13 protein-coding genes are annotated in these 13,671 nt (G+C 72.6%); 9 read left to right on the forward strand and 4 right to left on the reverse strand.

Annotation, left to right across the window (positions count from 1 at the left end; translation table 11 throughout):
• The first annotated feature begins 56 nt into the window (after positions 1 to 56).
• Positions 57 to 1,235: a DUF2786 domain-containing protein gene (locus ACFVXK_RS10285; RefSeq protein ID WP_389611071.1), complete on the forward strand. Its 1,179-nt coding sequence runs from the start codon at positions 57 to 59 to the stop codon at positions 1,233 to 1,235.
• On the opposite strand, the gene tatA is transcribed toward ACFVXK_RS10285, so the two are convergent.
• Positions 1,236 to 1,409: a Sec-independent protein translocase subunit TatA gene (gene tatA, locus ACFVXK_RS10290; RefSeq protein WP_045946127.1), complete on the reverse strand. Its 174-nt coding sequence runs from the start codon at positions 1,407 to 1,409 to the stop codon at positions 1,236 to 1,238.
• A gap of 134 nt (positions 1,410 to 1,543) precedes the next feature.
• Between tatA and ACFVXK_RS10295 the strand changes: the two genes are divergently transcribed.
• Positions 1,544 to 3,592: an FUSC family protein gene (locus ACFVXK_RS10295; RefSeq protein ID WP_389611072.1), complete on the forward strand. Its 2,049-nt coding sequence runs from the start codon at positions 1,544 to 1,546 to the stop codon at positions 3,590 to 3,592.
• A gap of 107 nt (positions 3,593 to 3,699) precedes the next feature.
• Complete coding sequence (locus ACFVXK_RS10300) at positions 3,700 to 3,945, forward strand: DUF397 domain-containing protein (RefSeq protein WP_045946130.1); 246 nt, start codon at positions 3,700 to 3,702, stop codon at positions 3,943 to 3,945.
• Positions 3,946 to 4,048: 103 nt separating this feature from the next.
• Here ACFVXK_RS10300 and ACFVXK_RS10305 read toward each other — a convergent pair whose 3' ends face one another.
• Complete coding sequence (locus ACFVXK_RS10305) at positions 4,049 to 4,543, reverse strand: ATP-binding protein (RefSeq protein WP_389611073.1); 495 nt, start codon at positions 4,541 to 4,543, stop codon at positions 4,049 to 4,051.
• Positions 4,544 to 4,905: 362 nt separating this feature from the next.
• Here ACFVXK_RS10305 and ACFVXK_RS10310 point away from each other — a divergent pair, with 362 nt between their 5' ends.
• The 5 genes from ACFVXK_RS10310 to ACFVXK_RS10330 all read left to right on the forward strand — a co-directional run bounded on the left by ACFVXK_RS10310 (position 4,906) and on the right by ACFVXK_RS10330 (position 9,660).
• Complete coding sequence (locus tag ACFVXK_RS10310; RefSeq protein ID WP_389611074.1) at positions 4,906 to 5,784, forward strand: helix-turn-helix domain-containing protein; 879 nt, start codon at positions 4,906 to 4,908, stop codon at positions 5,782 to 5,784.
• A 92-nt stretch (positions 5,785 to 5,876) separates the two neighbouring features.
• Positions 5,877 to 7,334 carry an aldehyde dehydrogenase family protein gene (locus tag ACFVXK_RS10315; protein WP_389611075.1) on the forward strand — a complete coding sequence of 486 codons (1,458 nt, stop codon included), beginning with the start codon at positions 5,877 to 5,879 and terminating at the stop codon, positions 7,332 to 7,334.
• 97 nt (positions 7,335 to 7,431) lie between these two features.
• Positions 7,432 to 7,944: a DinB family protein gene (locus ACFVXK_RS10320; RefSeq protein WP_389611076.1), complete on the forward strand. Its 513-nt coding sequence runs from the start codon at positions 7,432 to 7,434 to the stop codon at positions 7,942 to 7,944.
• 108 nt (positions 7,945 to 8,052) lie between these two features.
• Positions 8,053 to 8,811, forward strand: coding sequence for a MerR family transcriptional regulator (locus tag ACFVXK_RS10325; RefSeq protein ID WP_389611077.1), 759 nt, complete (start codon positions 8,053 to 8,055; stop codon positions 8,809 to 8,811).
• A 135-nt stretch (positions 8,812 to 8,946) separates the two neighbouring features.
• Positions 8,947 to 9,660 (forward strand): DedA family protein, encoded by a 714-nt coding sequence (locus ACFVXK_RS10330; protein WP_389611078.1) that lies wholly within the window; start codon positions 8,947 to 8,949, stop codon positions 9,658 to 9,660.
• A gap of 83 nt (positions 9,661 to 9,743) precedes the next feature.
• On the opposite strand, the gene ACFVXK_RS10335 is transcribed toward ACFVXK_RS10330, so the two are convergent.
• Positions 9,744 to 11,384, reverse strand: coding sequence for a threonine/serine exporter family protein (locus ACFVXK_RS10335; RefSeq protein WP_389611079.1), 1,641 nt, complete (start codon positions 11,382 to 11,384; stop codon positions 9,744 to 9,746).
• A gap of 159 nt (positions 11,385 to 11,543) precedes the next feature.
• Positions 11,544 to 12,038 (reverse strand): inorganic diphosphatase, encoded by a 495-nt coding sequence (locus ACFVXK_RS10340; RefSeq protein WP_042818871.1) that lies wholly within the window; start codon positions 12,036 to 12,038, stop codon positions 11,544 to 11,546.
• Between the two features lie 151 nt (positions 12,039 to 12,189).
• On the opposite strand from ACFVXK_RS10340, the gene dacB reads away from it, so the two are divergent.
• Complete coding sequence (dacB, locus tag ACFVXK_RS10345; protein ID WP_389611080.1) at positions 12,190 to 13,629, forward strand: D-alanyl-D-alanine carboxypeptidase/D-alanyl-D-alanine-endopeptidase; 1,440 nt, start codon at positions 12,190 to 12,192, stop codon at positions 13,627 to 13,629.
• The last annotated feature ends 42 nt before the right edge of the window (positions 13,630 to 13,671 follow it).

A 13,671-nucleotide genomic window follows, 5' to 3' on the forward strand; every position in this document is an offset into this window, starting at 1 on the left:
CCTCAAACGCCGGCGGGGCTGGATTTTGGCTGATGTGGCCGTGACACCCTGAAAGGGTGAGTGAGACTGCCGCCCTCGTTGACCGGGCCTTTGCCGCCGCCTTGTACGCCCAGGACGATGCCGGGCTCGACAGCGGGGCCTCCGTGCTGGCCGCCGGGGTGTGGGGGGACGTCGGGCGGGAGCTGGTGCGGCGCGGGGAGGGGTTCCTGCGGCGGGGCTGGGAGCGGGGGTGGCGGCCCGCCGATGTGGAGCGGCTCGTGCGGCGGGACCTCGGGGAGGTGCACCAGCGGGTCCTCGCGGACCTGGTCGCCGCCGAGGCGCGGCGGTACGGGCGGCTGCCCGACGGGTGGGGCGCCGGGGAGGTGTGGTGGTCCGGGGACGAGGCGTACGCCGAGGCGCTCGCGCGGCGTGAGCGGGCCGACCGGTTCACCCTGGCCACCGCCGTCCTGGAGCTGTACCGGCTGCTGGTCCGGCTGCCGTCGATCGAGCCGGTGGGGCCCGTCCCCGGGGACCCGGCCGGGGACCTCGCGGAGCACGCGCACATCGAGCCGCGGATGCTCGGGCGGATCCGGGCGCTGCTCGCCAAGGCCGAGGCGACCACCTATCCGGAGGAGGCCGAGGCGCTCAGTGCCAAGGCCCAGGAGCTGATGGCGCGGCACACCGTGGACGAGGCGCTGCTCGCGGTGCGCGGCGGCGGGCCGGTGCGGGTGCCGGGGGCCTGCCGGATCGGGGTGGAGCCCCCGTACGAGGAGGCCAAGGCGGTGCTGCTGGACGCGGTGGCCACCGCGAACCGCTGCCGGGCGGTGTGGAACAGCGCGTTCGAGTTCTCGACCGTCGTCGGGTTCGAGAGCGATCTGGAGGCCGTCGAGCTGCTGTACACCTCGCTGCTCGTGCAGGGGACGGCCGCCATGACGCGGGCCGAGGCCGCCCAGCGGGCCGGCGGGCGCAAGCGGACCAAGACCTTCCGGCAGTCGTTCCTGCTCGCCTACGCCAGCCGGCTCGGCCGGCGTCTCGCCGAGACCGCCGAGCACACGGCCGGCGAGGCCCCGGACAACCTGCCGGCGCTGGTGGCCCGGGACGTGGCCGTGACGTCCAGGGCCGACGAGATGTTCCCGCGGACCACGACCACGCGGCTGCGCGGGGCCACCGACCACGCCGGCTGGGAGGACGGGACCGCGGCCGCCGACGCCGCCCACGTGGGCGGGAAGCGGGCCTCCCTGCCGGAGGGGCGCTAGCTAGGCCGGGTCCTGGGAGTTCTCCGAGCGCATGGCCCGGGCTTCCGACTTCAGGATGCGGGCCGACTTGCCCAGGGAGCGGGCCATGTCGGGCAGCTTCTTCGAACCGAACAGCATCAGGCAGACCACCAGGACGATGATCAGGTGCCAGGGCTCCAGGCCGTTGCGCAGCATGGGGTACCTACATTCGGGTGAGGGGCGCGGGACAGGGGACGCATCGATGATTCGGCTCATCGAACAGCGCGGCAAGGGTCCCGTACAAATCTGAAGAAATCCTGAAAACCTTCGGGGCCGTTAGGCTCGGCGCCATGGGCTGGCTCCGCGCGCTGAAGGACACCGGGCGCGCGGCCATGACCGTCGAGCGGCGCAAGCTGGAGCCGCTCGTCGCGCTGCGGGCCGCCGCCGGGCTGGCGGTGGTGATCGGGGCCGGGCTGGCCTTCCTGGGGCCGGGCGCGGCCGCGAGTTCCGCGTTCGGGGCCTTCATGGCCGCCGTGGCCACCTTCCAGCAGAGCTGGCGCCCCCGGCCGGTGCTCGCCCTGGCGTCCGGGCTGACCCTGGCCGTCTCCACCTTCCTCGGCTACCTGGTCGGCTCCGCCGACGTGGGGCTGTTCCTGCCGATGCTGGCCCTGTGGGCCTTCGGGGCGGGGCTGCTGTGGGCGGCCGGCCCCACCGCCGGGATGATCGCCTCCGGCAACGTCGCCGTCATGCTGGTCACCGTCACCCTGCCGACCTCCGTCCCGCAGGCCGCCGGGCACGCCGCGATGATCGCCGCGGGCGGGGTGGTGCAGGCGCTGCTGATCGTGCTCTTCCCCGTCCGCCGCTGGGGCGCCCAGCGCGACGCCCTGGCCGACGCCCTCGCCGCCGAGGCCGACTACGCCCGCCGGCTGCGGCACGACCCCGTCAGCGCCTTCGACCCCGCGCCGCTGATGAAGGCCCGCGACGCCGCCGCCGTCACCGCCCGCCAGGCCCGTCGGCGCCCCGCCGAGCTGCACGGGGCCCGGGGGCTGGCCGAGCGGATCCGGCCCGTGCTGGCCTCCCTCGCCGACCCGGCCGTCGGGGCCCCCGCCGAGGGGCCGGGGCGGGACCGGGTGCGGGCGCTGCTGGACGCCGCCGGGACCGTCCTCGACGCCGCCGCGCACGCCATCCGCCACGGGGACCCGGTCCGGCTGCCCGGGCCGGCCCTGGAGGTGCTGAAGGACCCCGGCCCGCCGGAGGTGTTCGAGGGGGCGCCGCTGCGGGCCGCGCGCAGGCTCGCCGCGCTGCTGGACGACGTGCTGGAGACGGCCGAGCCGGGCACCGGGCGCACCGCCGACCCCGGGGAGGCCCGGCTGCGGCCCACCGTGCCGGCCCTGGTGCCGCTGGTGCTGCGCGCGGTACGGGCCGAGCTGCGGCCGGGCTCACCCGTACTGCGGCACGCCGTCCGGGTGACGGGGGCGGCGTGCGCGGGGTACCTGATCGGGCAGGCGCTGCCGTTCGGGCACGGCTACTGGGCGCCGATGGCGTCGGTGATGGTGATGCGGCCCGACTTCACGCAGACCTGGTCCCGGGCCGTCGCCCGTTTCGGCGGGACCCTGGTCGGGGTGGGCGCGGCCACGGCGGTCGTCCAGCTCGCCCGGCCCGGGATGTACCTGTCGGGGCTGCTCGCGGTGGTCAGCGCCGGGCTGATGTACGCGCTGATGCGCACCGGGTACGCCGTCTCGCAGGTGTTCGTCTCCGCGTACGTCGTATTCCTGCTCGGCATGGGAGGGGTCCGCTGGGACCAGACCGTCCCCGACCGGATCGCCCTCACCCTCGTCGGCGGGGTCCTCGCGATGCTCGCCTACGCCGTGTACCCGGCCTGGGAGACCCCGCGGCTGCGCACCCGCCTGGCCGACTGGCTCGCCGCCGACGGGCGGTACGCGGCCGCGGTGCTCGGGCAGTACGCCGACCCGGCCGGGGCCCGGCGCGCGGACGTGCGGGAGGCGCTGCTGGCGGCCAGGGACGCCCGCATCGCCTGGCAGGAGGCGCTCGCGCGGGCGGAGGGCGAGCCGGTCCGCCACCGGGGCCTGTCCCGGGCGGCCGCCGACGGGGCCGGGGAGGCGGTGGCCGCCTTCGGGCGGGGCGCCATGCTGCTGGAGGCCCACCTCCCGGACCGGGCGCACGCGCCCGCGCCGGGGGCGGCCGAGCTGGCCGGGGCGCTGCGGGAGGCGACCGGGGAGGCGGCGCGGGCGGTGCGGGAACGCCGGGTTCCGGAGTGGGACGGGGTACGGGCCCTGCTGGACGGGGGGAACCGCGTGCCGGAATCGGGCGTCGTACGCCAGGCGGCGGAGCGGCTGCTGGACTCGCTGGACGAGGTCTCGCAGGCCCTCCGCCCCTGACTGTGATCACTGCGGTACCGCGCGTGCACGTGCATCTGCCCATGCATGCGGTGGTGAACACAGCTATGATCCGGTGGAGTTGACATCTGCACTATCGGGGGCTTCCTGTGGACCACGCGTACAACGGGACGGCAGCTGCAGAACTCACTTCCCTGTATGAGCTGACCTGGCAGAAGAGCAGACACAGCAACTCGCAGGGATCCTGCGTGGAGTTCGCCAAACTGCCCGGCGGCGACGTCGCCATGCGCAACTCGCGGTTCCCCGACGGACCGGCGCTCGTCTACACGCCGGCCGAGATAGAGGCGCTGCTGCTGGGCGTCAAGGACGGCGAGTTCGATCATCTGATCGGCTGAAAGCACAGCGCGGAGAATCAGGCCATGCACGTGCACCGGCCGGGACCGATCGAAAGGATCGGGCCCGGCCGGTTGTACGTGTCATGAGCCCCTGGGGGCGCGGTCAGTCCCGGAGCAGGAACAGCGCCCAGACCACCTTGCCGGTGAGCCGTCCCGCGAGCGGGTGCCAGCCCCAGCTGTCGCTGTAGGAGTCCACCAGGAACAGCCCCCGCCCCGACTCCAGGTCGCAGTTCTCGTCCGTGCGCTCGGGCGCGAACGAGCCCCCGGGCCGGTCCTCGCTCGGATCCCGCACCGCGCACACCAGCCGGGTGCTCCACCGCATCAGGTGCAGCCGCACCGCCGCCGACTCCGGCTGTTCGCCGCCGCAGGGCCGCGGGTCGTCGGGGAGGGCGTGCCGCAGCGCGTTGGTGACGAGTTCGGAGACCACCAGCGCGACGTCGTCGAAGCGCTCGTCCAGGCCCCACTGGGACAAGGTCGATCTGGTGAAGGAGCGGGCGCCCCGCACCGCTTCGAAGCGGGCCGGCAGGGCACAGGAGGCGGACCCGGAGACGGCCGTGGGATCGACCGGGGGCAGCCCCTGCCGTAACGGCTCGAGCATGACCGATCCAATCGTCCCCATGCGAGGCACTCCCGGGATTCGCGGACGAAGCGGTCGGCTTCGGCCAAAGAGAACTGCGGGGTGGGTCCGGCGCCGGCGCGAAGAGCACGCAGGTGCGCGGCACCATCGTTCCGAATGCGGAAGCCGGATGCAAGGGCAGATGCACGTGCACGCGCCGGACCTGTCCACTCCCGTGACGGTTCTTGCTCATTTCTTCCTACGCATACTTACGGACTTCTTTTCCGGGACGCCGGATTCCGTTACAGAACGAGTACGGGCCGATGCGTTTTGGTGGCAGACTGCGGCACCGGGGATACGGGGGCCCCGACGAGGCACGCGCACACCACGCGCACACCATTGCGATGGGGAGGGCAGGACTAGTGACCGCAGAAGCCAGCGGTTCTGTGGTGCGCCGCATCCTCCTGGGCTCACAGCTCAGGCGACTCCGAGAATCCCGCGGCATCACCCGTGAGGCGGCCGGCTACTCGATCCGCGCATCCGAATCGAAGATCAGCCGCTTGGAGTTGGGAAGGGTGAGCTTCAAGGCCAGGGACGTCGAAGACCTGCTGACCCTCTACGGGGTCACCGACGGCGCGGAGCGGGAGTCCCTCCTGGGGCTGGTCCGCGAGGCCAACGCCGCGGGCTGGTGGCACAGTTACGGGGACGTGCTCCCCGGGTGGTTCCAGACCTACATCGGACTGGAGGGCGCGGCCTCCCTCATCCGCATCTACGAGGTGCAGTTCATCCACGGCCTCCTCCAGACCGAGGCCTACGCCCAGGCCGTCGTCAAGCGCGGCATGCCGAACGCCTCCGCCGCCGAGATCGACCGCCGGGTCGCGCTGCGCCTGGAGCGCCAGAAGGTGCTCGTCTCCGAGAACGCGCCCGTCTTCCACGCCGTCCTCGACGAGGCCGCGCTGCGCCGCCCGTACGGCGACCGCGACGTGATGCGCGGTCAACTGGAACACCTGATCGAAATCAGTCAGCGGCCCAACGTGCAGCTCCAGGTGATGCCCTTCTCCTTCGGCGGCCACGCCGGTGAGAGCGGCGCCTTCACCCTGCTGCGCTTCCCCGAGTCCGACCTGCAGGACATCGTCTATCTGGAACAGCTGACCAGCGCGCTCTACCTGGACAAGGAAGAGGAAGTGGGGCAGTACGCCCGGGCGATGCAGCGGCTCCAGGCCGACTGCCCCGACCCCGGACAGACGCGGGATCTCCTGCGCGGACTGCTCCAACTGTCTTGAACCGCACGTACTATGACGTCTGATCAGTGCTCGACGAAGAACGATCGGTCTCCGGTGCAGCGCAGGGGTGCGCGCTCGCAGTAAGGGATGGCATGTCCATATTCACCGACCTGGCTCACCAGTACATAGACGGCGAATGGCTGGCCGGCACCGGTTCGTGGGACATCATCGACGTCAACCCCTACAACGGGGAGAAGCTCGCGGCCGTCACCGTGGCCACCGTCGAGCAGGTCGACCGGGCCTACCGGGCAGCCGAGCGGGCCCAGCGCGACTGGGCCGCCACCAACCCCTACGCGAGACGCACCGTCCTGGAGCGCGCCCTGCGGATCACCGAGGAGCGCCAGAAGGAGATCGTCGAGGCGATGATCGACGAGCTCGGCGGGACCCGTCCCAAGGCCGAGTACGAGGTCCACCTCGCGATGGAGTTCCTGCGCGAGGCGATCCGGCTGGCCGTCCGGCCCGAGGGCCGCATCCTGCCCTCGACGATCGAGGGCAAGGAGAACCGCGTCCAGCGCCTGCCCGTCGGCGTCGTCGCCGTGATCAGCCCCTTCAACTTCCCGCTCCTGGTGACCCTCAAGTCGGTCGCCCCGGCGCTGGCCCTCGGCAACGCGGTCGTCATCAAGCCCAACCAGAACGCCCCCGTCTCCGGCGGCGGGATCATCGCCAAGATCTTCGAGGACGCGGGCCTGCCCGCCGGCCTGCTGAACGTCCTGGTCACGGACATCGCCGAGATCGGCGACGCGATCCTCACCCACCCCGTCCCGAAGGTCATCTCCTTCGCCGGCTCCGACCGCACCGGACGGCACGTCGGCGCGGTCGCCGCCCGCCACTTCAAGCGGACCGTCCTGGAACTCAGCGGCAACAGCGCCCTGGTCGTCCTCGACGACGCCGACGTCGACTACGCCGTGGACGCGGCCGTCTTCAGCCGCTTCGTCTTCCAGGGCCAGGTCTGCATGGCCGCCAACCGGATCCTCGTCGACGCCGCCGTCGCCGAGGAGTTCACCGAGAAGTTCACCGCCCGGGTCCGCGCCCTGAAGACGGGCGATCCGCGCGAGGCCGACACCCACATCGGCCCCCTGATCAACTCCTTCCAGGCCGACGCCCTGACCGCCCTCGTGGACCGCGCCGTCGAGTCCGGGGCCACGGCCCTCGTACGGGGCTCTACGCGCGGCAACCTGGTCGAGCCGACCGTCCTGGCCGGCCTCCCCGAGGACTCCCCGCTGCTGGGGCAGGAGATCTTCGGCCCCGTCGCCCTGCTGGTCGTCTTCGACGGGGAGGAGGAGGCGGTACGCCTGGCCAACGCCACCCCGTACGGGCTCAGCGGCGCGGTGCACACCCGTGACGTCGAGCGCGGGGTCCGCTTCGCGCAGCGCGTCGAGACGGGGATGATCCACGTCAACGACTCCACCATCGGCGACGAGCCGCTGGCCGCCTTCGGCGGGGAGAAGGCCTCGGGCCTGGGGCGGCTGGGCGGCGAGGCCACGGTGGAGGCCTTCACCACCCAGAAGTGGATCTCCGTCCAGCACGGCCGGACGACTTTTCCGTTCTAGGGCCCGATCAAGGACAGGCTCTGACCGCAAGGGTTCGTAACGTGGTGGGTGTCGGCGGGGGAGACCCCGCACCCCACCACGGAGAAGGCGGTCGGTCATGGCACACCCCACCCAGGAAGTCGCGGGAGACGAGCGCGCCACCCTGCTCCTGTTCGTCGAGGACCAGCGCGAGGCGCTGCGCCGGGCCGCGGCCGGTCTGACGGCGGAGCAGACCGCGAGCCGGCCCACCGCGAGCGAGCTGTCCCTGGCCGGGCTGGTCAAGCACGTGGCCGAGGTGGAGCTGAACTGGCTCCGCTTGGCCCAGCAGAAGCCCAACGAGCACCGGCGCGCCCCCGAGGAGTGGCACGAGGGCTTCCGGCTGACCGAGGGGGAGACCCTGGAGTCCGCCCTCGCCTTCTGGGACACGGTCAAGGAGCAGACGACCGGCTTCGTCGAGTCGCTCCCCAGCCTGGACGACGAGTTCCCGCTGCCGCCGGCCCCGTGGTTCCCCCAGGACGCCACGGTCTCCATGCGCTGGATGCTGCTGCACCTGGTCCGCGAGTTCGCCCGGCACGCGGGCCACGCGGACATCATCCGCGAGACCCTGGACGGCACGAAGGCCATGGGCTGAGCCCGCCGCCCCTCCCCGGGCCGCCCCTCCCCGGGAAAAAGGGGCTTGCACCTCACGCGGCGTGAGGAACCACAGTGGAGTGCGTACCCAACCGAAGGAGCGGAAGCGATGGGCTACTCCGTGGGCCAGGTCGCCGGTTTCGCCGGAGTGACGGTGCGCACCCTGCACCACTACGACGAGATCGGCCTGCTCTCCCCGAGCGGCCGCAGCGGCGCGGGCCACCGGCGTTACGACGACGCCGACCTGGACCGGCTGCAGCGGATCCTGTTCTACCGGGAGCTCGGCTTCCCGCTCGACGAGGTCTCGGTCCTGCTGGACGACCCGGAATCGGACCCGAGGGAGCACCTGCGCCGGCAGCACGCCCTCCTGACCGACCGGATCGCCCGGCTCCAGCAGATGGCCAAGGCCGTGGAGCACGCCATGGAGGCGAAGAAGATGGGCATCGACCTCACGCCCGAGGAGCGGTTCGAGGTGTTCGGGGACAAGGACCCGGAGCAGTACGCGGAGGAGGCCGAGCGCCGCTGGGGCGGCACCGAGGCCTACGCCGAGTCGCAGCGCCGGGCGGCCACGTACACCAAGGAGGACTGGCAGCGGATCCAGGACGAGGTCGCCGACTGGGGTGCGCGGTACGCGGCCCTGGTGGCGGCCGGCGAGCCCGCCGACGGCGGGGCCGCCATGGACATGGCCGAGGAGCACCGGCGGCACATCTGCGACCGCTACTACGAGTGCGGCTACGAGATGCACGTCTGCCTGGGCGAGATGTACGTCGCCGACGAGCGGTTCAAGGCGTTCTACGAGGCCATGGGCGAGGGGGTGGCCGAGCACCTGAGGGACTCGATCACCGCCAACGCCGTGCGCAAGGCGTAGTCGCGGCGTCACCGTACCGCCCCCTCCGGTCCCTGGAACCCGGTGGGGGCGGTGTGCGTTCATAATTGAGACCGCCTGCATCGTCGCGTCCCCCACCGCAGACGTCCCCCTGCTGATCCAGGAGAGCCCGGAAACGTGGAACCCCTCTACACGCTTGCCCTCGGCCCGCATTGGCTGTCGCCGGACTACCTGATCGGGGAGTTCGGCCTGATCGGCATCCTGGTCATCGTCTTCGCGGAATCGGGTCTCTTCGCGTTCCTCCCCGGTGACTCCCTGCTGTTCACGGCGGGTCTGTTCACGGCCAGCGGGAGCATCAAGGAGCCGCTGTGGCTGGTGTGCACGCTGATCGCGGCCTCCGCGATCATCGGTGACCAGGTGGGCTACCTGATCGGCAAGTTCTTCGGCCCGAAGCTGTTCAACCGGCCGAACAGCAAGGTCTTCAAGCGGGAGAACCTGGACGCGGCGCACGAGTTCATGGACAAGCACGGGCCCAAGGCCATCGTGCTCGCCCGCTTCGTGCCCATCATCCGCACCTTCGCCCCGATGGTCGCGGGCGCCGGCGCGATGAAGTACCGGGTCTTCCTCACGTACAACGTCATCGGCGGCATCGCGTGGGGCGCGGGCGTCACCGTCCTCGGCTACCAGCTCGGCCGCTTCGACGTCATCAAGAACAACATCGAGGCGATCTTCATCGTCATCGTGCTGATCTCCGTGATCCCGGTGATCTTCGAGTTCCTGAAGGCCCGCAAGGCCAAGAAGGCCGCCGCCTCCGCCCCGGCGCAGCCCGGCTACCCGGTGGAGGAGCAGCCGCCCGCCCCCGGCCAGCGCGGCCGCCACGCCAAGCGCTGACCCGCGGGCGCCCCGCAACGCCCCGTGTGCCCCGGAGACGCCCGTCTCCGGGGCACACGTGCGTCCGGCCCGCCCCGGGGGCCTCAGAAGCCGCGGGTCCGTTTCGCCGCCGCCCGGCGCTTGGCGGCGCTGCGGGCCCCCGGGATCCGCATGAACAGCCGGGAGCCCTCGGAGCCCAGGTTCACGCCGATCGCGATCGCGAGTGCGATCGCGGCGGCGTTGGTGAGCGAGGCCAGCCCCTTGTCGAGCCGGTTCTCGGCGATCGACAGCAGCCCGAAGTAGGTCGCCGAACCCGGCAGCAGCGGGCCGATGGCGGCGGTGACGTACGGGAGCGCGGACGCGAACCGGTACCGGGAGAACAGCTGCCCGAACAGGCCGACGAGCCCGGCCGCGATCGCCGTGGACGGGACCGGCGGCAGGCCGGCGGCCCGCAGCGCGCCGAAGGTGATCCAGGCGACCCCGCCGTTCAGGGTCACGATCCACACGGTGGAGCGTTCCTGCTGGAGCAGGATCGCGAACGTGAACACCAGCACCATCGAGGCGAGGGTCTGCAGCACCGGCCGGTGGGGGATCTGGAGCACCTCGTCCGGGTTCGGGGAGGCGCCGAACTGGAGGCCCACGTAGATCACCACGAGGACGCCGATGATGATGCCGATGAAGAGGTACATCACCTCCAGCAGCCGGGCGGACGCGGTGATGTAGAAGCCGGTCAGGCCGTCCTGCACGGCCGCGACCAGGGCCCGTCCGGGCAGCAGGGCGAACAGGCCGCCGGTGATCACGGCGGAGGCGCGGACGTCGATCTCGGCGAGCTTGAGGGCCACCCCGATCGCGGCCGGGGGCATCGCCGCGACCACGAACTGGTAGAACTCCGGCAGCCCGCGGTCGGCGAAGTACCAGGCCAGCCGGTCGCCCAGCACGGCGCCGAGGGCGGCGCAGAAGAACACCGTCACCCCGCCGCCCACCAGGGTGGAGGCGGCTCCGGCGAGCAGCCCGGCGGCGGCGGTGAGCACCCAGGTGGGGTACGGGTGGCGGTTGCGGCGGATCTCGGCGAGGCGGCGGTAGGCCTCCTCCAGGGAGATCTCCACCTCCGGCGTGCTGATGTCGTCGACCAGCCGGAAGACCGCGGCGAGCCGGGTGTAGTCGGTGCCGCGGCGGCGCACGGTGCGGCTGGCCGAGACGGGGTTGCCGACCAGGGAGGGCTGGTGGGTGATCGACAGCAGGGTGAACGTGACGGTCGGCTCGGCGCGGTCGAGGCCGTAGGAGCGGGCCACGGCGAACATCGCGGCCTCCACGTCCTCGGCGCCCTCGCCGCCGGCCAGCAGCAGCTCCCCGATGCGCAGGGTGAGGTCGAGGACGCGTCCCACGGCCGGGCCGGACTCGCTCTGCCGCTGCGCCGCCTCGGGGACCGGGCGGACGTCCACCGGCATGCGCAGCATCGTGCGCATGCGGTCCTGCCAGGGGGAGGAGGCGGTGAAGGGGGGCAGCGGGGCCGGGGTGTGCGCGGGCGGGGCGTGCTGGGCGCTGTAGGTGGCCGGGGTGCTGAAGCCGGAGCCCTCCGGTCCGACGGGCGGCGGCGCCAGCCCCTCGGGGAGGGCGAACTCCGACGTGGCCTGGTCCTCGTCGGGGAGCTCCGGTTCCATCCCGGGCGGCGGGGTGAAGGCGCTGCGCGCCTCGTCGGACTTCGGCTTCCGGTCTTCGGGACCGGGCCCTTCGGCCTCCGCCACGCATCCTCCCACCCTTGATCACCTGGCGGTATCAGTATGCGGAATCGTTTCCTCCGTGGCGAGACAGGCCGCCGGGAGACCCCGGGAACGCCACAGCGGGCGGCACCCCCGTGGGGGACGCCGCCCGCTGCTCAGGCTCTAGCGTTCACCGAGCGGAGCTCAGTGGTGGCCGCCCTGGGCCTCGAGGCGCTTGTACGAGGCCTCGATCTCGGCCTCGGCCTCGGCGCGGCCCACCCAGTTGGCGCCCTCGACCGACTTGCCCGGCTCCAGGTCCTTGTAGACCTCGAAGAAGTGCTGGATCTCCAGGCGGTCGAACTCCGAGATGTGGTGGATGTCGCGCAGGTGCTCGACACGCGGGTCCGAGGCCGGGACGCACAGCAGCTTGGCGTCGCCGCCCGCCTCGTCCGTCATGTTGAACATGCCGATCGCGCGGCACTTGATCAGGCAGCCCGGGAAGGTGGGCTCGTCCAGGATGACCAGCGCGTCCAGCGGGTCGCCGTCCTCGCCGAGGGTGTTCTCGACGAAGCCGTAGTCCGTCGGGTAGCTGGTCGAGGTGAAGAGGCGACGGTCCAGACGGATCCGGCCGGTCTCGTGGTCCACCTCGTACTTGTTCCGCGAACCCTTGGGGATCTCGATGGTGACGTCGAACTCCACGTCCTGCTCCTCCATGATCAGCTCCGGCCCGGTGCCGGAGCTCGACTGCTCCGAGATGGCTTTCGATTCAAAAGCGTGCGCGTCCGGCCCATCCCTGGGGTGGGGTGCCATGCTCGCGGCAAGACGCAGTGGTTAAGTGTCCCTCACGCATATGTGTGATCGCGAAAGGGGCTGGTCCGAGGTGCCATTGGTCAAGACGTGGCAGCTCATCGCGGGGTCGGCCGTCGCCGGCCTCGCCCTGTCGGCGGTGGCCGTGACCGCCGCCGGCCCTTGGGACTCCGGCCAGCGTAAGGCCGAGCGGGACAGGGCCGCCTCCTGGAACCCGACGGGTGGCGCAGATCACGCGGCCGGATCCCTCCCGCAGGCCGCGCCGAGCGCCCCCGGGGTGCTCCAGGGCATCGCCCCGCGCTCCGCCGCCCCCTCCGCGGCCCTCGCCGGGGTCCTCGGGCCGCTGCTCGCCGACCCCGCGCTCGGGACCGTGCGCGGGGCCGCCGTGATCGACGCCGCCACGGGCGCCGTGCTGTACGAATCCGGGGCGGCCGAGCCCATGACCCCCGCCTCCACCGTCAAGATCGCCACCGCGAGCGCCGCGCTGGCCGCCCTCGGCCCCGAGCACCGCATCCGCACCACCGTGGTCCCCGGCCCCGACGCCGGCCAGGTCGTCCTCGTCGGCGGCGGCGACCCCTCCCTCACCGCCAAGAAGAAGAGTCCGGCCGGCTCCGGCGGCAGCCTCGTCGCCCTCGCCGCCGACACCGCCCAGGCCCTCAAGGCCGCCGGCACCGACACCGTCGCCCTCGGCTACGACGACGGCCTCTACTCGGGCCCCGTCCGCCACCCCATCGGCCGCAACGACAACCTCGCGCCCGTCACCGCCCTCACCGCCGACGAGGGCCGCCCCGACGACTCGACCGCCGGACCCGTCGAACGCACCGAGGACCCCTCCAAGGACACCGCCCGCGCCTTCGCCGCCCTGCTGCGCGACCGGGGCATCAAGGTGACCGGCGAACCCGCCCCCGCCAAGCCCGCCGCCGACGCCCGCCCGCTGGCCACCACCCTCTCCACCCCGCTCGCCGGGCTCGTCGAACGGATGCTGACCAACAGCGACAACGACATCGCCGAGGCCCTCGCCCGCCAGACCGCCCTGGCCACCGGCAAACCCGCCAGCTTCGAGGGCGGCGAGCAGGCCGTCACCCAGCGGCTCGGCTCCCTCGGCGTCGACCTCACCGGCACCCGCTTCGCGGACGGCAGCGGCCTCAACCGGGCCGACAAGGTCAGTGCCCGCCTCCTGGCGGGCCTCCTCGCCAAGGCCGCCGACCCCCAGCACCCGGAGCTGCGGCCCGTCCTCACCGGACTGCCCGTCGCCGGCTTCACCGGCACCCTGCGCACCCGCAACGCCGGCACCTCACCCGCCGCCGGCCTGCTCCGCGCCAAGACCGGCACCCTGACCGGCGTGAACTCCCTCGCCGGCACCGTCGTCGCCCCGTCCGGGCGGCTCCTGGCCTTCGCCTTCCTCACCGCGAACGCCCCCGACGGCTCCGCCGCGGAGAAGGGCCTCGACAAGCTCGCGGCCGCCGTCGCCTCCACCCCCTGACCCCGGGCCCCCGCGCCGGGGGGATCCGCAACGGCGCAGGTC

The organism is Streptomyces sp. NPDC058157 (assembly GCF_042884105.1).
Taxonomy (GTDB): domain Bacteria; phylum Actinomycetota; class Actinomycetes; order Streptomycetales; family Streptomycetaceae; genus Streptomyces.

Bases quoted from the DNA above. Each gene is read 5' to 3' on its own strand.
- tatA (WP_045946127.1), bottom strand. From the start codon at position 1,409: ATGCTGCGCAACGGCCTGGAGCCCTGGCACCTGATCATCGTCCTGGTG.
- ACFVXK_RS10310 (WP_389611074.1), top strand. From the start codon at position 4,906: ATGGGGAGGGCAGGACTAGTGACCGCAGAAGCCAGCGGTTCTGTGGTG.
- ACFVXK_RS10305 (WP_389611073.1), bottom strand. From the start codon at position 4,543: ATGCTCGAGCCGTTACGGCAGGGGCTGCCCCCGGTCGATCCCACGGCC.
- dacB (WP_389611080.1), top strand. From the start codon at position 12,190: ATGTGTGATCGCGAAAGGGGCTGGTCCGAGGTGCCATTGGTCAAGACG.
- ACFVXK_RS10320 (WP_389611076.1), top strand. From the start codon at position 7,432: ATGGCACACCCCACCCAGGAAGTCGCGGGAGACGAGCGCGCCACCCTG.
- ACFVXK_RS10315 (WP_389611075.1), top strand. From the start codon at position 5,877: ATGTCCATATTCACCGACCTGGCTCACCAGTACATAGACGGCGAATGG.
- ACFVXK_RS10325 (WP_389611077.1), top strand. From the start codon at position 8,053: ATGGGCTACTCCGTGGGCCAGGTCGCCGGTTTCGCCGGAGTGACGGTG.
- ACFVXK_RS10295 (WP_389611072.1), top strand. From the start codon at position 1,544: ATGGGCTGGCTCCGCGCGCTGAAGGACACCGGGCGCGCGGCCATGACC.